The 18,772-nt window shown below is 73.7% G+C and carries 15 protein-coding genes; 10 read left to right on the top strand and 5 right to left on the bottom strand.

The genetic code is table 11. The features are described 5' to 3' along the window. Positions 1 to 5 precede the first annotated feature (5 nt). From ACZ69I_RS02525 to ACZ69I_RS02510, 4 genes are read left to right on the top strand one after another with little or no spacing between them, the layout of a single operon-like run. The gene (locus ACZ69I_RS02525) at positions 6 to 914 is read left to right on the top strand and encodes a hypothetical protein (protein ID WP_470830643.1); all 909 of its coding nucleotides are present in this window, start codon (positions 6 to 8) and stop codon (positions 912 to 914) included. Beyond that, positions 911 to 1,138, top strand: a complete 228-nt coding sequence (locus tag ACZ69I_RS02520) for a Trm112 family protein (protein WP_467668840.1) — start codon at positions 911 to 913, stop codon at positions 1,136 to 1,138. The genes ACZ69I_RS02525 and ACZ69I_RS02520 overlap by 4 nt, the downstream gene beginning before the upstream one ends. A gap of 13 nt (positions 1,139 to 1,151) precedes the next feature. Continuing rightward, positions 1,152 to 1,955, top strand: coding sequence for an FkbM family methyltransferase (locus ACZ69I_RS02515; RefSeq protein ID WP_467668842.1), 804 nt, complete (start codon positions 1,152 to 1,154; stop codon positions 1,953 to 1,955). Further along, a complete protein-coding gene (locus tag ACZ69I_RS02510; protein ID WP_470830174.1) occupies positions 1,936 to 2,538 on the top strand; it encodes a hypothetical protein in 603 nt (200 codons plus the stop codon). Before ACZ69I_RS02515 ends, ACZ69I_RS02510 begins: the two co-directional genes overlap by 20 nt. On the opposite strand, the gene ACZ69I_RS02505 is transcribed toward ACZ69I_RS02510, so the two are convergent. After that, positions 2,535 to 3,413: an ATP-grasp domain-containing protein gene (locus ACZ69I_RS02505; protein ID WP_470830172.1), complete on the bottom strand. Its 879-nt coding sequence runs from the start codon at positions 3,411 to 3,413 to the stop codon at positions 2,535 to 2,537. The genes ACZ69I_RS02510 and ACZ69I_RS02505 overlap by 4 nt on opposite strands. A 79-nt stretch (positions 3,414 to 3,492) precedes the next feature. Then, entirely contained in the window at positions 3,493 to 3,798 is a 306-nt protein-coding gene (locus ACZ69I_RS02500; RefSeq protein ID WP_470830170.1) for a hypothetical protein, read from the bottom strand. 155 nt (positions 3,799 to 3,953) lie between these two features. Between ACZ69I_RS02500 and ACZ69I_RS02495 the strand changes: the two genes are divergently transcribed. From ACZ69I_RS02495 to ACZ69I_RS02485, 3 genes are all read left to right on the top strand, one after another. Then, the gene (locus ACZ69I_RS02495) at positions 3,954 to 4,859 is read left to right on the top strand and encodes a LysR family transcriptional regulator (protein WP_470830169.1); all 906 of its coding nucleotides are present in this window, start codon (positions 3,954 to 3,956) and stop codon (positions 4,857 to 4,859) included. 159 nt (positions 4,860 to 5,018) lie between these two features. Beyond that, a complete protein-coding gene (locus ACZ69I_RS02490; protein WP_467668852.1) occupies positions 5,019 to 5,588 on the top strand; it encodes a cysteine dioxygenase family protein in 570 nt (189 codons plus the stop codon). Further along, positions 5,588 to 6,655, top strand: coding sequence for a YeiH family protein (locus ACZ69I_RS02485; protein ID WP_470830167.1), 1,068 nt, complete (start codon positions 5,588 to 5,590; stop codon positions 6,653 to 6,655). The genes ACZ69I_RS02490 and ACZ69I_RS02485 overlap by 1 nt, the downstream gene beginning before the upstream one ends. A gap of 374 nt (positions 6,656 to 7,029) precedes the next feature. On the opposite strand, the gene ACZ69I_RS02480 is transcribed toward ACZ69I_RS02485, so the two are convergent. Together ACZ69I_RS02480 and ACZ69I_RS02475 are read right to left on the bottom strand one after the other, a co-directional pair. After that, the gene (locus tag ACZ69I_RS02480) at positions 7,030 to 8,286 is read right to left on the bottom strand and encodes an acyltransferase family protein (RefSeq protein ID WP_470830165.1); all 1,257 of its coding nucleotides are present in this window, start codon (positions 8,284 to 8,286) and stop codon (positions 7,030 to 7,032) included. Next, entirely contained in the window at positions 8,283 to 10,697 is a 2,415-nt protein-coding gene (locus ACZ69I_RS02475) for a glycosyltransferase (RefSeq protein WP_470830164.1), read from the bottom strand. Before ACZ69I_RS02475 ends, ACZ69I_RS02480 begins: the two co-directional genes overlap by 4 nt. A gap of 307 nt (positions 10,698 to 11,004) precedes the next feature. Between ACZ69I_RS02475 and ACZ69I_RS02470 the strand changes: the two genes are divergently transcribed. Then, the gene (locus ACZ69I_RS02470; RefSeq protein WP_470830162.1) at positions 11,005 to 12,456 is read left to right on the top strand and encodes an acyl-CoA synthetase; all 1,452 of its coding nucleotides are present in this window, start codon (positions 11,005 to 11,007) and stop codon (positions 12,454 to 12,456) included. Positions 12,457 to 12,534: 78 nt separating this feature from the next. On the opposite strand, the gene ACZ69I_RS02465 is transcribed toward ACZ69I_RS02470, so the two are convergent. Beyond that, the gene (locus ACZ69I_RS02465) at positions 12,535 to 16,263 is read right to left on the bottom strand and encodes a S8 family serine peptidase (RefSeq protein ID WP_470830161.1); all 3,729 of its coding nucleotides are present in this window, start codon (positions 16,261 to 16,263) and stop codon (positions 12,535 to 12,537) included. 260 nt (positions 16,264 to 16,523) lie between these two features. Between ACZ69I_RS02465 and ACZ69I_RS02460 the strand changes: the two genes are divergently transcribed. Both ACZ69I_RS02460 and ACZ69I_RS02455 read left to right on the top strand, forming a co-directional pair. After that, positions 16,524 to 16,955: a CU044_2847 family protein gene (locus ACZ69I_RS02460; protein WP_467668866.1), complete on the top strand. Its 432-nt coding sequence runs from the start codon at positions 16,524 to 16,526 to the stop codon at positions 16,953 to 16,955. Then, positions 16,952 to 18,709 (top strand): VMAP-C domain-containing protein, encoded by a 1,758-nt coding sequence (locus tag ACZ69I_RS02455; RefSeq protein ID WP_470830159.1) that lies wholly within the window; start codon positions 16,952 to 16,954, stop codon positions 18,707 to 18,709. The genes ACZ69I_RS02460 and ACZ69I_RS02455 overlap by 4 nt, the downstream gene beginning before the upstream one ends. Positions 18,710 to 18,772 lie beyond the last annotated feature (63 nt).

Genomic DNA, 18,772 nt, shown 5'->3' with positions numbered 1-18,772 from the left:
GGGGCGTGGCCGCGGCGCTGTTCGCGAACCTGCTCTACAGCACCGGATTCGTGCTGGAGAAGAAGGCGCTGACCGCCATGCAGGCGGTCAGCGTCCGCAACCCCGCGAAGCTCCTGCGGCAGGTGCTCGGCAGCCCGCTGTGGATCGGCGGCTCGCTCTCCCTCGCGGCGGGCTTCGGCGCCCAGCTCGCCGTGTACCGCACCCTGCCGATCGCCGCCGCGCAGGGCATCTTCGTCTCGGGCCTCGTCCTGCTCCTGCTCCTCTCCTCGGTGCTGCTCGGCGAGCGGACCTCGGGCCGGGAGCGGTACGCGGTCGGCGGCATCCTGATCGCGCTGCTCATGGTCGTCCTCTCGCTCAGCGAGGACGCCGACACGGTCAGCCGCAGCGCCCCCGTGCCGCTGATCCTCACGGTCTGCCTGCCCTCGCTCGCGGCGGGCGTCTGGCTGTACGGCTCCGCGGAGCGCCGCTCCAAGCACCGGCACCGGATGCCGACGGCGGGCGTCGAGTACGGCGTCGCGGTGGGTCTGCTGTACGGGGTGAGCTCGCTGGCCATCAAGGGCGTCTCCAGCTACCTGACGACACAGGACATCGGCGGCGCGCTCGGCGACCTGCTGCGCTCGCCCTACCCCTATCTGCTGCTGTTCACCGGCGCGTTCGGCCTGGTCATGTCGCAGGCGGCCCTGCAGCGCTGCCGGGCGTCGCTGATCGTGCCGGTGTGCACGACGGTGACGTCGCTGTTCACCGCGGTGCTCGGGACGCTCGCGTTCGGCGAGGCGCTGCCGCACGAGCCGGTGCGCCTCGCCCTGCGGATCACCGGCACGGTCCTCGCCGTCTCCGTGCTCCTCGCCATGCCGAAACACGACGACACCGCTCCCCGACCCGCCACCGCCCCCAAGGAGTTGACCAGCGGATGAACCCCGACGACCCGCTGCTGAAGATCCTCGCGTGCCCGCTGGACAAGGGCCCGCTGCACCTGCTGCCCCCGGAGGCACCCCTCGTACCGGAGGAGTCGCTGTACAACCCGCGGCTGCGCCGCCGCTATCCGGTCGTGGACGGCATCCCGCAGCTGCTGCCCTCCTCCGGCGAGCAGGTCCCGGAGGACGAGCACGAGCAGCTCATCAAGCGAATGTCCCCGTGACGAGGGAGAGCGCATGACCTTCGCCGCCCGCGTGGCGCCCTACGTCCCCGACCGCCTGATCGCCGCCCTGGCCCGGCTGGTCTACCCCCGCTTCGAGCCCGAGCTGGCCCGCCTCGCCGACCTCTGCCCGCCGGACTGCGGCACCGCCGTGGACGTCGGCGGCTGGTACGGGCCGTGGTCGCGCCGGCTCGCCCCGCGCGCACGGCGCGTGGTGACCGTCGAGCCGGTGCCGCACCTGGCGCGGCTGCTCGCCGCCAGCACGCCCCGCAACGTCCGGGTGGTCCAGGCCGCGGCGACGGACCGGCCGGGCACGGCCCGGCTCTGGCTGCCGCCCGGGGACCGGGGCGAGCGGGGCGTGTCGTCGCTGGTCCGGCGCGACATCCACGAGAGCGCCGTCGACGTGCCGTGCCTGACCCTGGACGGCCTCGGCCTGCGGGACGTCCACTTCATCAAGATCGACGTGGACGGCAACGAGCTGCGGGTGCTGCGGGGCGCGCGGGAGCTGATCGCCCGCGACCGCCCGGCGCTCTTCATCGAGCTGGAGTCACGCATCCAGCCGATCGCCCCGATCGTGGAGCTGCTCACCGGCCACCACGGCTACCGGGGCTGGGTCCTGCCGCGCGACACGTGGCTGCCGCTGGCCTCCTTCGACCTGGAGGCCCACCAGTCCGGCACGTCGTACGTCGTCGCGCAGGGCCTGCTGCGCCGGGTACTCACGCCCAGACGCCCGCGGTACGTGAACTCGGTGCTGTTCCTCCCCGACGGCCGCCGCCCCGGCGGGCGCGCGGTGCGCGACGATGGGGTGCATGCCCGCTAGCCCTTCCCGTGCCTCCGCCCCGTTCGGCGCACTGGACTTCCAGCTCGTCCTGTTGCGCAGGATGGCCGACCACAACGCCGACCTCGTGGACGACGCCCGCCGCGACCTCGGCGTCTCCATCGCCGAGATGCGCGAGGCCAACCGCCGCTGGCAGGCGATGTCGCGCTCACCGCGCTCCCGGGGTGCCGCGTCCCGCTACCGTTCGGCGCTCGGCACCCCTGAGCGGCGGACCCGCCGCACCATCGGCGACCTGGAGTGCGAGGCGCTGCTCTGGCCGGTCCCGCTCTGGCCCGAGCTGCGCTTCGAGGTCCTGCTCGCGCCGAACGGGGCGGTGTGGAACGAGTGGCTGGTGCGCGCTCCCGGCGCGCCCGCTCCCCGGCTGCGTACGGTCGAGGACCTCGCGCCGTGGTCCTGCACGGTCGACGAGGCGGCCCGCGCCTTCGCCCCGGCCCGCCCCATGGAGGGCACCGCCCCCACCCGCTGGGGCCTCCTGTTCGAGGCGCCGGACGCGCGGGGCGAACGGCGGTCCTGCGCGGCGGAGTTCACGTGGGGGCTGCTGCAGCGGGTGGGGGTCCGGGACTAGCACAGGTACGCGGTCTTCACGATCAGTTCGGCGACGCGGGACGGCGAGCCGGGGTGGAGGCCGAGGAAGAGGTTGGGCTCGACGAGTTCGAGCTCCATGACGCGGGGGTCGCCGTCGGCGCCGTCCACCAGGTCCACGCGCGCGTAGAGCAGCTCGGGCGAGCCCGGCACGGCCGCGAGGGCCCGCTCGGCGACGTCGAGTTCGGCCGCGGTGGGCTCCCAGGGGCGCAGGTCGGGGTGGGGCACCTTGGTGTCGTCGTACGCGGTGCCGGGCGCGAGGACCGCGCCCTTCCGTATGGCGTGCAGGAACTGGCCGCCGACGAAGACGAGGGCGCGCTCGCCGGTGACGTCGATCCGGGTCATGTAGGGCTGCACCATGGCGGTGAAGCCCTCCTCGTGCAGATGGGCGATGTGCGCCCGCGCCGCTTCCCGCTCGTCCGCGCGGTACCGGCCGGCGTACCGCGAACCGGCGCCCGAGGTGGGCTTGACGACGAACTCGCCCTCGATGCGCGGCAGTTCCGCGCTCTCGCCGGGCGCACGGTAGTACGTCGGCACGACGGGCACCCCGCCATCGGCCAGCTCGCCCACGTACCGCTTGTCGGTGTTCCACCGCACGACGTCCGCGGGGTTGGCGAGCCGCGTGAGCGAGGCGCACCGCTCCGCCCACGCCACGTACTCGCCGGTGCGCCAGCTGTAGTCCCACGTGGACCTGATCACCGCGAGGTCGAAGCCGGACCAGTCGACGTCCGGGTCGTCCCACCCGACGACGCGCACGTCACCTCCTGCGGCGCCGACGGCCTCGGCGAGGACCGGCAGGTCGGTGTCGTGCTCCGGCCGCGGCCGACGGGTGACCAGCGCGATACGGGGGCGTGCCATGGGGAGTTCTCCTTCGCGTACACCGCTCGGACGCGCAGGCTAACAACCGCGGCCGGGGCGGCTCGGAGAACGGGGAGGCTCAGAGAACGAAGACGCTCCGCGCCGTCTCCGTGAGATAGGTGACGCCCGGGTACACGAGCTCCTCGACCTGGCCGGTGCAGTCCGGCCCGGTGTGGACCTCGGCGATGGCGTCCGTGCGGTTGGTCACCGAGCTCGGGAAGCGGGGCACGGGGAAGCAGCCGCTGGGGTTCTGGTGGTCGCGGCCGTTGACGGTCAGGACCCCCTGCGCGGCGTACGCGGAGCCCGGCACGGAGAGTGCCAGTGCCGCTGCCGTCCCGAGCGCCCCGAGCGCCGTGGTCACCTTCGTCGTGCGTCGTCGCGTCATGTGCGTGCCCTTCGCCATGCGGATCGCTCACGACGCGTCCCGCGAAGTCACCCAAGGTAGCGGCTCGTACACCTCACGTGACGACTCTTGCCCGCGAGGCAAAAGCCCGGGTCCGGCCTTGTTCGCCGACTCCAACATCTGCTTATGATTCAGCGGTGTTCGATTCACGGCACATCAAGACGTTCCACGAGGTGGTCCGCTCCGGTTCGTACTCGGCGGCCGCCCGCTCCCTCGGCTATACACAGCCGGCGATCACCCAGCAGATGAAGGCCCTCGAACGGTCCGTCGGCACCCCGCTGTTCACCCGCGTCGGCCGCCGCATGCGCCTGACGGAGGCCGGCGAGGCGCTGTCCCGGCACGCGGGGATCATCCTGGACGACATCTCCGCCGCTCAGCAGCAGATGACCGCGATCACCCGGCTGCGCTCGGGACGGGTGCGGGTCTGCGCGTTCCCCAGCGCGAACGCGACCCTCATCCCGGAGGCCCTGGCCCGGCTCGCCACCGGGCATCCGGGCGTGCGCGTGGAGCTCCTGGAGGACGAGCCGCCCGAATCGCTGCGCCGCGTGGTGCGCGGCGAGTGCGACATCACGCTCGCCTTCACCTATCCCGGTCTGCACGACGAAGTGCCCGCCGAACTGGTCGAGATCCCGCTGATGGAGGACCAGCTGACCGTGCTGCTGCCCGCCGGGCACCGGATGGCGCGGCAGCGTTCGGTCAAGCTCGCCGAGCTGGCGGAGGAGCGGTGGATCGCGGGTTGCCCGCGCTGTCGCGCCAACTTCCTGCACGAGTGCGCCGAGCTGGGCTTCGCACCCGAGATCGCCTTCACCACCGACGACAACCTGGTGGTGCAGAGTCTCGTCGCCGAGGGCCTGGGCGTCGCGATGATGCCGGGGCTCGTCCTGAACTTCCTCTGCCACGGCAAGGTGACGGGCCGCGCGCTCGACCCGGCCTCGCGGCGTCAGGTTTCGGCGTACGTCCTCAGGGACCATCTGCAGATACCGGCCACCGCGCTGGTCCTGGACGAGCTGAAGACCGTGGCCGCGAACCGCGTCGGCTGCTGAGAGGCCACCGCCTCCCCTCCCCCTCCCACTTTCCCTCCCATCCCCTCCCCGCTTCCCCCTCCGCGCCCCGCGCCTTCGCGCGATCCATAAGCGGAAGTTGCAGGGTGGCGAAAAGACTGTCGTTGGACGTGATGGATCGCGCGGCGCGACGCTGCCGGTATGAGCACTCCGACCGCGTACCGGGCCGCCCGGACCACAGAGCGCCTCGACACCCTCGTCGCCGACGTGCGCGAGGCCGTGGGGCGCGGCCTGCCTCCCGACCTGACCGCGTATCTGGTCGGCGAGCGGCTCGCCCCGCACCTCGGCGGCGCCGATCTGCTCACCGAGGAGCAGAGCGAGGGCGACCCCGACCACTACCGCCAGCACGTCCTGCACGCCGAGCAGGACGGCAGTTTCTCGATCGTGGCGCTGGTCTGGCTGCCGGGGCAGCGGACCTCCGTCCACGACCACGTCTCGTGGTGCGTGACCGGCGTGCACGAGGGCGAGGAGCAGGAGCGCCGCTACCGTCTGGTGCCCGCCGCGGGGCCGGGCGGCGCCGCCCGGCTCGTCGCCACCGAGGACGTCGTCAATCCGCAGGGCTCCGTCTGCGGCTTCGCGCCGCCCGGCGACATCCACCGGGTGTGGAACGCCTGTGGGACGCGCGCGATATCGATCCACGTCTACGGCGCGGACATCGCCCGGCTCGGCAGCAGTGTCCGCCGGGTGTACGAGCTCCCGGCCGACCGGTAATGGCGCTGCTCGGGCAGCGCCCGACCTCCCGTACGGCACCGGCGGAGCCGTCCGTCGTGCGCCCGCCGGGCAAGGCGCCCGGTCTGGCGCTCGCCGCGCTCGGCGTCGGTGTCGCCTGGGGCGTGCACCACCTCGTGCCCGGCGTGCCGATGCTCACCGCCGCCGTGGTCCTCGGCATCGCCGCGGCCCATCTGCCGGGCGCCGCCCACGCGTTCGTCCGCGGCCCCGGCAAGGCGGGGCTCACGTTCGCCGGGAAGCGGCTGATGCGCGTCGGCGTGGTGCTGCTCGGCCTGAAGCTGAGCCTGGACGACGTGCTCGGACTCGGCTGGGCTTCGGTGGCGATGGTCCTCTGCGTGGTCGCGGTCACCTTCTTCGGCACCTGGTGGCTGGGCCGCCGCATGGGGCTGCGCGGCGACCAGCCGCTGCTGATCGCCACCGGCTACTCGATCTGCGGCGCGTCCGCGATCGGCGCGGTCAGCGAGGTGTCCGAGAGCGACGAGCGGGACACGGCCACGTCGGTGGCGCTCGTGACCCTGTGCGGCACCCTCGCCATCGCCGTACTGCCCCTGCTGCAGCACCCGTTGGGGCTCAGCGACGCGGAGTTCGGCCGCTGGGTCGGGGCGAGCGTGCACGACGTGGGCCAGGTCGTGGCGACCGCGCAGACCGCGGGCGCCGGGGCGCTCGGCGACGCGGTCCTGGTCAAGCTGATGCGGGTCGCGCTGCTCGCGCCGCTCGTCGCGGCGGTGGCGCTCTCGGTGCGGGCGCGGCGGCGGCAGGGGCGCGGGTCCGGGTCGGCCGCGGGCACCAAACGGCCGCCCCTCGTGCCGCTGTTCGTCGTCGGCTTCCTCGCCATGGTCGCCCTGCGCACCACCGGCCTGCTGCCCGGCACGGCGATCGACGTCGCGCAGACGGCTCAGGAACTCCTGCTCGCCGCCGCCCTGTTCGGCCTGGGCAGCGCGGTCGACCTGCCGTCCCTGACCCGCACCGGCGGCCGGGTCGCGGCGCTCGGGCTCGTCTCGTGGTGCGTGATCGCGGGGATCTCGTACGTGGGCGTGCTGCTGACCTGAGAGCCGGGGCGCACAACCGATGCGAACAACGGATGCGAACGACTGGGCAGTTGTTCCCTGGAACAGGTGATCGTCGCGCCGGGGATTGCGCGTGAGGCGTGTGATTGACGATGCTTACGGTGCGCAAGCGACGGGCTGCAGACCGTGACTTCGCCCCGGCCCGTGTCCCGTACGGGGCCGGGTGACCGGGCCCGTGTTCCCGGGTCCCGGCGTTCCTGAAAGTCCCACAAGGAGAGCACCACCATGAACCTCATCACTGACGTCGTCGCCGGTCTCGCCCACTTCCTCGGCTGGCTGGTCTGACGTCACCCGCGAGCGACAGCGACGCCGCCTCCCCCGTCCCACGGGAGGCGGCGTCGCCGTGTGTCCGGCTCTCAGCGGGTCGTGGTGGCCTCCGGGTAGAACTCCCGGGCCCGCCCCCTGCCGTCCTTCGCCCGGCCGAGCAGACTCGCCGGGTACTCCACGCACCAGTAGCTCGCCGTGCCGACCGCCAGGGCCACCAGGACCACGACGAGCGCCGCGACCGGGAAGCCCGCCCGCGCCGACGGCAGCAGGCCGGACCTGTCGAGCTGGAGCATCACCGGCTCGTGCCAGATGTAGAGGCTGTAGCTGACCAGCCCCACCGCCGTGGCCCAACGGGCCCGCAACAGGCCGTGCCACCGCATCCGTTGGCGTTCTCCGCGCCGGACGTGCAGCGTCGCGTACAGCAGCGCGCACCACAGCACGCCGGCGACCGGATGGTAGAAGGTCTGCGCGGTGTTCTCCGGCGCGCTGAGGTACGACAGGGTCAGCAGGCCGGCCAGGGAAGCGGCCGACAGGGCGGTCGCCCAGCGGGCCCGCAGCCTGCCCCGGTCGTCGCCGAGCGCCGTGAGCAGGACCGCGAGGGCCATGCCCGCCGCGAAGCCGCCGAAGCGGGCCTGCGGACCGAAGTACACCGGCCAGTCGGTGTGCGGCACGTCCAGGACGTAGTGCGCCCAGGAGATCCAGCCGAGCGGTACGGCGAAGAGGACCGCGCAGCCCGCCGCGCACAGCGCCACCCGGGCCCGCCGGGTGCGCAGCCCGCGGCAGGCCCGCACCGCGAGCGGCCCGAGGGCCACGAGCACCAGGTAGAAGGCGACCTCCAGGGAGAGCGACCAGCTCGGGCCGAGCGTGTAGAAGATCCGCTCACGGTCGAAGACGTGGGTGAACGTGAGGTGTTCGACCAGGTCCCGCCAGTCCCCGGGCAGCGTCGGATTGCGCGTCGACCAGACGACCAGGACCGCGAGGAAGTACAGCGGCAGGATGCGGATCGCGCGCCGGAAGAGGAAGACCCTGCCGGGCCTGACCGCGCCCTCCTCGCCGTCGATGGCCGCCCGCGCGTACGCCAGTGTGAGCAGGTACGCCGACATCACGAAGAAGAGGTCGATCACTTCGAGGGAGAGCAGCGCCCCGATGTACGGGCTGTCGACCGGCGGACGCGCGCCCGACGCGTCGTACGTGGAGTACTGCTGCCAGACGTGGAAGGTCACCGTGCTGAGCGCGGCCAGACCGCGGAAGCCCTGGAGCTCCGGCGCGCGGCCGCGGGTCGGCGGCTCCCGGTGCCCGGGGGCCCGGGGCGGCGCCGTGGTCCCGGGAGCGATGAGCGAGGTCATGAACCCCCTCCGGCCCCGGCCGGTTCGCCGACGGCGGCGGGCGCTTCGGCGGCCGCGGCCCGCGGCGTCACCCGCCACTGCCGGTCGCCGAGCGCCTCCTTGAGATGGGCGGCCCGCGCCACCATGTTCTTGAAGTGGGTGTAGAAGAACGTCGTCACGAACAGATAGCGCCAGAACCAGGCCCTGCGGCGGCGCAGTTCGGGCACCGCGAGCCGCCAGGCGAACGCGGCCTGCACCAGACCCGCCGACATCGTGACGGCCGCCGCGACGACGCAGACGGGCACCGCCCAGTCGAGGTGGTCCGCGCCGCCCGCGCGCACGGCCGCGTGCAGCAGGATGGGCAGGATCTGCAGCGTCAGCCACGGCTGGACCTCGCGCCAGCCCAGCAGCACGAAGAGGCCCGCCTTCTGGCGCCGCGTGAAGACCGGCGAACGCAGGCCCCGCCACAGGTGTCTGAGCGAGACCTGCAGCCAGCCCTGCGCCCAGCGCGAGCGCTGGTTCCACAGGGGCTTCAGGAGTGTCGGGGCGAGCTCGCGCGAGACGAGGGTGCGGTCCATGGCGATGCGCGCGCCCGCGCCGAGGGCCCGCAGGGTGGAGTCGATGTCCTCGGTCAGCATCGAGCCGTGCATCCGCGTACGGGCGAGCAGGTCGGTGCGCCAGAAGCCGTTGGAGCCGCCGAAGACGCCGAAGTCGTAGAGCCGGGTGCGGCCCGGGTGGCTGACCGCGTAGATCGCCTCGAACTCGACGGCCACCAGCTCGGCGACCCAGGAGCTCTCGCCGTTGCGTATGACGCAGTGGCCCTGCACCACGTCGTAGCCGTTGGACAGCCAGTCCCAGGCGTGCCGGAACGCGTCCGGCGCCGGATGGTGGTCCGCGTCGAAGATGCCGACGAACTCCCCGCGCACCCGCGTCACCGCCGCGTTGAGGTTCTGCGCCTTGGACGTGCTGCCCGGCACCGGGAGCAGCACGAGCCGCGGATCGCGCCGCGCGATCTCCCGCAGCGTCTCCTCGACGGGCAGCGGGTGCGGGGTGTTGTACGCGAGGACGATCTCGACCTCGTTCGGATAGTCGAGGCGCAGGAACGACTCGACGGTGTCGACGATCGTCGCCGCCTCGTTCGGCAGGTACGCCGCGATGACCGCGCTCGCCACCGGGTAGGGCCGGCCGGGCGCGGCCGGACGCGGCTTCGCGTCGAGCGAGAAGAGGCACTCCAGGACGATGAGCAGGGCGGAGGTCACCAGACCCGCCACCACCACCCAGTACGCGACGGCCGCGGCGTCCCAGCCCGCCGCGTACGCCTGCTGGTAGAGCAGGAACGGCACGCCCACGCCGAGCGCCGCCATCAGGACGGGCGAGAGCAGCGGCGTCACCGCCGCGAGCAGGGCGCGCAGGCCCGGCCGGGCGCGGCGGTGGCTGTGCGCGGCGGTGGTCCGCATCCACGGTTCGTAGCGGACGGGCCGCAGGTCGCGGTGGCGCAGGGCCTCCTCGGCGGCGTCCCGGGCCTGTTGGGCGGCCTGGGCGCTCGCGCCCTTGCCGGTGCAGGCCGACAGCGGCGCCCAGCCGACGGCGGGGGTGAGCCGGACGTTCTCGTCCGCGACGACGAACGGGGTGCCTGCCACGGAGACGGCGAACTCCCGCAGGCTCGCGGTGGCCGTCTCCTCGTCGACGCCCGGCATCAGGACGAGGAGGCTCCCTTCGTCGTCCCAGCCGAGCCGGTCGCAGACGTTGCCGAGCCGCTCGCCGACCTGGGCGAGCCGCTCCGCGATCTCGCGCCGCACGCGCGGTCCGAGCCGGGTCTCCAGGGCTTCCGTCTCGGCGACGCGGACCACGGCGAGGATGCCGCCGCGCCGGGCGGCCGCGGGCCGCTGGAGTTCCCGGTCGAGCTCGGCCATGAAGTGCGGCGCCGAGTACAGGCCGGTGCGCGGGTCGAGCAGCAACTGCTCGACGGGGACGGGCACCCGGTGCAGCTTGGCCGCGATGCGGGCGGACAGCTCGTCCGGGTCGAACGCCTCCGACACGCAGTCGTCGGCGCCGTACCGCAGGAGTTCGGCGGCCGTCGCGGGGGCGCGCTCCGCGGTGACCATGACCAGCGGCAGCGCCTGGCCCGCCGGGTCGGCGCGCACCTCCCTGATGACGTCGCGGCCCTGGCTGCGGCCGTCGGGCCCGCCGTCGAGGGCGACGATCGCGTCGGGCGGAGCCAGCCTGACCTGACGGCGGACGTCGCCGGGGACGGCGTGCGTGACTTCGTGGCCGGTGCGGCGCAGGGTGCGGGTGAGCTGTTCCCGGCCGGGTCCCGGGGCGCCGACCGCGAGCACGTGGGGGTGGCCCGGCGGCGCGGATTCGGAGGGGGTGGACCGGTGCGGTACGAGCACCGGTGGGGAGGCGTCGGGACGCCTCAGGACATCAGACATGAAGGTGGTCCCATCCTGTTCGGATTGTGGGGGGAGGACCGGACTTCCTAGGGGTTCGCAGGTGCGGGAAGGTGGGCCAATGGGTCACATCAGCCTCAGCGATCACTGTGACACCGCACCTTCAGCGGCGTAACGCTCTCATTACGCGCCGGTGCAGAGACTGCACAGGCTCTGCACGGGGCGCGCAGGCAGAACGGACAGAACCGTCACACTGGCAGCGCGACCGGCGCGGATCGCGCACGGACAGCACACGGACGACACGCACACAGCACACGGACGACGAGCAGACTTCGAGGAGTTACGACACGTGGATCCCCTCTTCCCGGCCCTGACCGCCCCGCGCGGCGAGGCGCTGCGCTTCGGTGACCGCTCCCTCACGTATGCCGAACTCGCGGCGAACGCAGGCGCGTTGGCGGCCCGCCTGGACGGCGCGGGGCGGGTCGCCGTCTGGGCCACCCCGTCGCTGGAGACCGCTGTCGCCGTGGTCGCCGCGCTGCTCGCCGGGGTACCGGCGGTGCCGCTCAACCCCAAGTCGGGCGGCTCCGAACTGACGCACATCCTCGGCGACAGCGCGCCGTCGCTGGTCCTCGCCGAGCCGGGGGCCGAGCTGCCGCCCGCGCTCGCGGGTCCGACGCGCCTCGACGTCGAGGTACGCGAGGGCGTCCCGGCCCACCCGGCGGACCTCCCCGCCGAGCCGGACCCCGAGACCCCCGCCCTGATCGTCTACACCTCCGGCACCACGGGCCCGCCCAAGGGCGTCGTCCTGCCGCGCCGCGCGATCACCTCGACCCTGGACGCGCTCGCGGACGCCTGGCAGTGGACCGGCGACGACGTCCTCGTGCACGGCCTGCCGCTCTTCCACGTGCACGGCCTGATCCTCGGCATCCTCGGCCCGCTGCGGCGCGGCGGCTCCGTACGGCACCTCGGCCGCTTCAGCACGGAGGGCGTGACGCGCGAACTCGGCTCGGGCGCGACGATGCTGTTCGGCGTGCCCACGATGCACCACCGCATCGCCGAAGCACTGCCCCGCGAACCGGAGTTGGCGAAGGCGCTGGCCGGGGCGCGGCTCCTGGTGTCCGGTTCGGCGGCGCTCCCGGTGCACGACCACGACCGGATCACGGGCGCCACGGGCCGCCACGTCATCGAGCGGTACGGCATGACGGAGACGCTCATGAACACGAGCGTCCGCGCGGACGGCGAACCGCGCGCGGGCACGGTCGGCGTGCCCCTGCCCGGCGTCGAGCTGCGCCTGGTCGGCGAGGCGGGCGAGGAGCTGCCCGCGGACGACCCCGAGGCGGTCGGCGAGATCCAGGTGCGCGGCCCCCACCTCTTCACCGAGTACCTGAACCGCCCCGACGCGACGGCCCGGGCCTTCGCGGAAGGCGGCTGGTTCCGCACCGGTGACATGGCGGTGCGCGACCCCGACGGCTACGTCCGCATCGTCGGCCGCAAGGCCACCGACCTCATCAAGAGCGGCGGCTACAAGATCGGCGCGGGCGAGATCGAGAACGCGCTCCTGGAGCACGAGGGGGTGCGGGAGGCAGCGGTCACCGGAGAGCCGGACCCGGACCTCGGCGAGCGGATCGTGGCGTGGATCGTCCCGGCGGACGCGGACGTCCCGCCGTCGGAGAAGGAGTTGGCGGACCACGTGGCGGCGCGCCTGGCGCCGCACAAGCGGCCGAGGGTGGTGCGGTACCTGGAGGCGCTGCCGCGCAACGACATGGGCAAGATCATGAAGCGGGCGTTGCCGCAGGTCTGAAGCGGGCGCTCCGGACGGGCTGACGCGTGTCGGCCCGTCCGGCGACCGAGGACTTCCTGCACCAGGCCGTGAGGTCCCCTACCTCACCCCCACCGCCCGGATGACCTCCTGCGACACCACCCCGCCCCGGTCGTCCCTGGCCGACGCCCGCAACGACACGGATTCGGCGCCCGCGGGAACCTTCAACCTGCCGCTCCAGGCCGCCTTCTCGCCGTCCCGCGCCAGCGCGTCCCGCTCCAGCGAAACCGCCTTCCATGACGCGCCCTCGTCGTACGACACGGAGAGCTTCCCGCCCCCGACGACACCGCCGCCCGGCGCCCCCTCGACGTACTCGGCGAAGATTCCGACGGCCACGGACCGCCCACCCCTGACCTCCCCCGCCAGCGACGTATCCACGTCGAAGCCGAGGTTGAGGAGCGGCAGGAAGGTCTTCTTGTCCGGGGCCGTCTCCTTGGACCGGAAGGTCCACTCGGCGTGCCCCTTCGTCGCGAGCACCCACCGCTCGGGGGACAGCGTCGTATCGGTCACGACCTTGTAGGTGTGCTCGGCGGGATCCGCGTCCCACACGTACACGCCCGAACTCTTGCGCCGGTCGGCGCTCACCCCGTCCACGAACACCTCGCTGACCTGCGTCATCGAGTCCTCGTTCCACACGTCGCCGAAGCCCGTGTGGTCGGGCCCCGAGTCGCCCCAGCCGGGCACGTTGAACTCCAGGTCGTTGCCGGTGCGGGTCTGGCCCCAGCCGAGCCCGGTGCCGAGCCAGGGGTGCCACACGGGCTTGAACCAGTCGAGTTCGGTGTGCCTGCCGCCCTCGTACGTGACGAGTCCGCTCCGCTCCTCCAGCGCGCCGGGCCCGGTGGACACGGACTCGTGCCACTTCTGGCCCGCCCCCGCGGACACGTACTCCGTGCGCTCGGCCGGATAGTCGATCTTCTCCTGGAAGCCGAGGCCGACGGGGAAGGTGTCGGTGACCGAGTACCGGTACTCGCCGCCCGCGGCGGGCTTCACCGCGTGGAACGCGCTGTCCACCACGGCCAGTTCACTCTTCTTCGGCTCGTACGTCAGGTCCCCGGGAACCGCGCCCTCGTGCCCCTCGGAGAGGTCGTACACATACGGGGTGTCGGGCGTGCCGGTGCTCTTGGCCTTCCTGCCCGCCTTCGCCGCCGCGAGGAGCCGGGCGCCGTCCGCCGCGTCGACCGTGGCGATCTGCAGCGGCCGCTCCCCGTTGTCGTCGGTGCCGAACCAGGCGTTGAGGCGCCCCGGCCTGTCATCCGTGACGAACAGTGCCCGCGCGCCCGCGTCCTGGGCGGCCTGTCCGAGCTCCGCCGGGGTGACATCCGCCGTGCGCCGCACGACGGCCGCCCTGCCCCGCACGTCCTTGCCCTCGTACGCGGCCGGGGTGCCGTCGCCCGCGTCCACCAGGGCCCACGTGTGGCGCCCCGCGGCGATCGTCCCGCCGGGCTGGGCCACGGCCTCGCGCACGCCCTTCACGTCCACGACAGGCTTGCCGAGGCGCCAGACGGTGCGGTACTCGAAGCTGCCCTCGGTGACCTTCTCGGTGGGCGCGGCGAAGACGCTGTCGTACTTCACGGGCACCTGGACGGCGCCCATCAGGTCGGCGCCGCCGGCCTTCCTGTCGTACTCCATGAGCAGCTGGCGGGTCTCGGTGCGCCGGCCGACCTCGGCCATGATCTCCCGCAACTGCCGCCCGTCCAGCGTGACGTCGCGGTCGCGGTCGAGCTTTATCTGCGGGGCGGCGAGGAAGCCGAGGCCGAGGGAGTCCTTGCCCCTGCCGCCGCGCACGTCGAGGAAGGACGTGAGCGCGTACGTGCCCGGCTTCAGGCGCAGCTTCAGCGTGCCCGACTCGCCGATGGACGCCGGGAAGGGGTCGGTGTCCTTCACCAGGTGCTGCACCACCAGGTCGGCGGCGGTCGCGCCGCCGTCGCGGTCCTTGGCGTGGACGGTGAGCGTGTACCGCTCCTCCTCCTTGACCAGGCCGAACGCGGTGTGCGCGACCTCCTTGCCGCCGATGCTCGCGACGACCCGGCCGCTGGTGTTCCCCACGGCCGCCTGCGCGCCGTCACCGGTGACGGTGGTCGACGCGGTGCCGTGCGCGGGGACGGTGAGCGTGGAGTCGGCGAGGGCGACCACGCCGTCGGCGGCACCCTGCGCCGCCAGGCTCAACTCGACCGCTTCGTCGGAGGTGTTGGTGTAGGTGAGGGTCTTGGTGACCGGCTTGTTGGCGTCGTAGGGCCAGCCGTAGAAGCCGAAGTCGACGCTGCCGCTCGCGGTGACCCGCGCCCCGATCGCGTCGGGCACACTGACCCGCCCGGCGCCCAACTCGTATACAGGTGAACTCAGTTGCTTGGACGTGGACATCAGCGCGTCCTTGAGCCGCGCGGGCGTCCAGCCCGGGTGCTTCTCGGCCAGCAGTGCGGCCACGCCCGCGACGTGCGGGGTCGCCATCGACGTACCGCTCATCCCGGTGTAGAAGCCTTCGCCGCCGGTCAGCCCGGAGCGGGCGGCGAGGATGTCGACGCCGGGCGCCGACAGGTCGGGCTTGAGCGCGTGGTCGCCGGCGCGCGGCCCCTGGCTGGTGAAGTACGCGGCCCCGTCGGCGGAGTCGACGGCGCCCACGGTCAGCGCGGAGTCGGCGGCGCCGGGCGAGCCGATGGAGGAGGGCGCGCCGGTGTTGCCCGCCGCGATGACGAAGAGGGCGCCGGTCCGCTCGGTCAGGGAGTTCACGGCGGCGGCCATCGGGTCGGTGCCGTCGCTGGCCTCCTGTGAGCCGAGGCTCATCGACACGACCTTGGCGCCGACGTCCCCGGCGGCCCACTCCATGCCCGCGATGATCTCCGACTCGCTGCCGTAGCCCTCGTCGCTGAGCACCTTGCCGACGGCGAGCGCGGCGCCGGGCGCCACGCCCTTCTCCTTGTTCCCCTCGGAGGCGGCGCCGCTGCCGCCCACGGTCGACGTGACGTGGGTGCCGTGACCGTTGCGGTCGGCGATGTCCTCGCCGGGGACGAAGCTCTTGGTCTCGCCGACGCGGTCCTTGAGGTCGGGGTGCCCGGTGTCGACGCCCGTGTCGAGGACGGCGACCTTCACGCCCTTCCCGGTGAGCCCGGCCTGCCACGCCTCCGGGGTGCCGATCTGCGCGTTGCTCTGCGCCATGTCGGCCTCGACGCGCCCGTCGAGCCACACCTTCCCGATCCCGGACGCCTTGTCCCGCACGGACCGCCAGAGCGCACCCGGCTTCTCGGCGCGCACGGCGGCGCCGTCGACGCTGGGCAGCGAGCGCACCTTCGCCACGCCGCGCGGCAGTTCGCGCGCCGCGCGGTCCGCGCCCTTGTCGTAGGTGACGATGAGCGGCAGCGCCCCGCCCGCCTTCCCGGCCCTCGGCCCCGCCCCGCCCGCTCCGGAAGCGCCGAAGCCCTGCCGTATCAGCTCCGTCACGTCGAACAGCCGCTCGTCGAGGGTGCCCGCGCGCAGATACGGCCGTGCCTCGTCCGGTACGACGGTGACGTGCCCGCCCGAGATTTGGCTGCGCACCGCCCCGCTCGCCCCGGGGGTCCGCTCGACGGTGACGGACTGCTTGCCTCCGGGGAGCCGGTGGACGGTGACCCTGTCCCCGGTGATCAGGGTGACGGTCCGGGCGGCGCGCGCGGTGGGGGTGGCCGGGGCCGTCGGGGCCGCCGATCCGTCCGGGTTCGCGTCGGCGGTGGCGTACTGCCCGGCGGGAAGCAGGGCGAACGCGAGACCGGCGGCGGCCACGAGCGGCGCTCTTCGCCGCACGGGAGCTCTGGTCATGGGGCTGCCTCTCTTCGTCGGACCCGGGCGGGGGTGGTGCCCGGGTGCTGCAAAGAGTGTCGAGTCCCCAGTGGCGCACGTGAGTTGGCCGTGCGTGGCGGGAAGCCGCCAGGGCGCCTTCCCGCCAGGGGCGCGCTGCCACGCCCCCGGACCGTCGAAGGCGAGGAGCGGATGACAGCCGCAAGGCCGGTCCGCAACAATGCCGTTGGCAGACGCGCGACATCGACACAGCTCAACGGGGGCGTCACATGGATGGCTTGGTGGAGTTCACGACCGACGACGGCGCGCGGGTCGTCGTCGCGGACGTGGACGAGGGGTCCGGCTCCCGCCTCGTCTCGCGCGGCGAAGGCCCCGCCCTGGCCGCCCGTACGTTCGAGGCCTCGTTGGACGGCGCACGGGCGGCTGCCGCCTCCGCGCTGCGCGTGTTCCGCGACGGCAGCCTGCGGCCCGACTCGGTCGAGATCGAGTTCGGGGTGCGGATGTCGGCGGAGACCGGGGCCGTCATCGTGAAGGGGCAGGCCGAGGGGCACCTCGTGGTCCGGCTCACCTGGTCGCCCGATGCGCCCCCGCGGGCCGGGGCCCGGATCGGGGAGCAGGCGGCCGCCGCGCCGTCCGGGCCGCCACCGGAGCCCGCCGCCCCGTCGGCGGCGGCGACCCGTGCGCCGTCGCCGGAGCCCTCCGCCACCTCATGAGCAGTACGTCCTGGCACGCCCGGATCGACTGCGGCCGCGAGACAGGCGCGGGGTTCCTGGTCTCCGAGCGGCACCTGCTCACCTGCGCGCACGTCGTCCGCGACAGCGGCGCCCGCGAGATCGCCGTCTCCTTCCCGCACCACAGGGGGCTCGGCACGGTTCCGGCCACGGTGTGCGCCCACGGCGGCTGGAGCGGCCGCCACGACGACGCCGGGGACCTCGCCGTGCTCGAACTGGAGCACCCCGTTCGGGTCACCCCCGCCGAGTTCGCCCTGCCCGAGGACGCCTACGACCACCCCCGGCCCCGCCTTCTCGTCTACGGGTTCCCCCAGGGGTACGACGAGGGCACGCTCGCCGAGTACCGCGCCACGGCCGCCCAGTTGATCGCCGACGAATGGGTCCAGCTGGAGGCGTGGAGCGCCCACGGGCAGCCGCTGGCACCGGGGTTCAGCGGGGCCGCGGTGACGCTCGCCGACTCCGGCCGGGTCGTGGGCATGGTGTCGGCGGCCGCGGGCGGGGCAGGCGTCCGCAACGGCAGGATGCTCCCCACCTCCGTCATGGCCCGCTACTGGCCGCCGCTCGGCGACCTCGTCCCCACGCCCGGCCACCGGCGGGCGGCGAAGGAGCGGTTACGCGCGCTGGTGGACAGGGTCGTCGCCGCCGGCACCGGTGGCGCGCCCGGCCCGGAACGGCTGTACCGAGACGCCGTGGGACCGCTCGGCCCGCCCGTGCCGCCGGAGGGCTTCGCCTCACTCTGGGCGGCGGCCTGGTACGTCCTCTCGGAGGTCGAGGACCCGGCCGCGGTGACCCGGCTCACCGACCGCCTGGACGACCTCCTCGACGCGACCGCCACGCCCGCCGCCCCCGCGCCCTCCCTCTCCCCGTCCCCCGGCGGACCACCGCCCGCCTGGTCGCCGATCCTCGTCGAGATCGATCACAGCGGCGCGGGCGGCGACCAGGTCCTCGTCGAGGTGTCCGCCTGCCGCGACGGCCACCGCCACCCCGTCGCCTCGCACACCCTGGCGCGCGACCGGGTGCCCGCCTACGTCCAGGCGAGCGTCGACGACGCCTTCTCCCATCTCGCGCCGGACGCCGAGGAGTTACTGGCCTTCGTGCTGCCCCGCACGCTGCTCAACATGCCGGTGGCGCAGTGGGGGCGCGGCTCCGACGACCCGACCCCGCTCGGCTGCTCGTACCCGCTGGTCGTCGCCGACCGCGCGCGGCGCACGGGAGGGCTCCGCCACCAGCTGGCCCGCAAGTGGCAGCACGTCGACGGCAGGCCCGCGGCGCCGCTGTACCGCGTCGAGTGCGGCACCCAGGAGAAGCCGAACCGGCTCAGGTACCGGCTGCGCCAGGACGACGCCGACCTGGCGGGCTTCACGCTCCCGCCGCGGGAGGCCGCGGTCGGCGCGCACTTCGACGCGACGCTCAACGCGCCCGTGCCGGTGGTGCTGTGGCCGCGCTCGGGGTGCGCCGCACACCAGCGGGACGACGGGGGCGGTACGGGCGGCGGCGCCGGTCCCGGTACAGGCACCGGCGGCTGCGCCGGGTCCGCCTTCCTGGACAGTGTGGCCGCACACATCGATGGCTTGTCACTGACCGAACTCCCCCGCGCCATCCTGGAGTTGCGGGAGACGGCCGACGCCTCGGACGACCCGGACGCGCACTGGGCCAGAGACGTACAGCTCCTCTGGGACGACCCCCGCTGCCTGCCCGGACCACCCCCGCCCCACCTGCACTCACCCGTCGCGTGACCCGTCCCCGACGCCGCCCCCTCCCGATGCCCCGCGCCGCCCGAGCCCTTACGGAGAAACCCG

Source organism: Streptomyces sp. NPDC036815 (assembly GCF_055609205.1).
The sequence above is the reverse complement of the archived record's forward strand: the minus strand, read 5'-3'. Positions and strand labels throughout refer to the sequence as shown.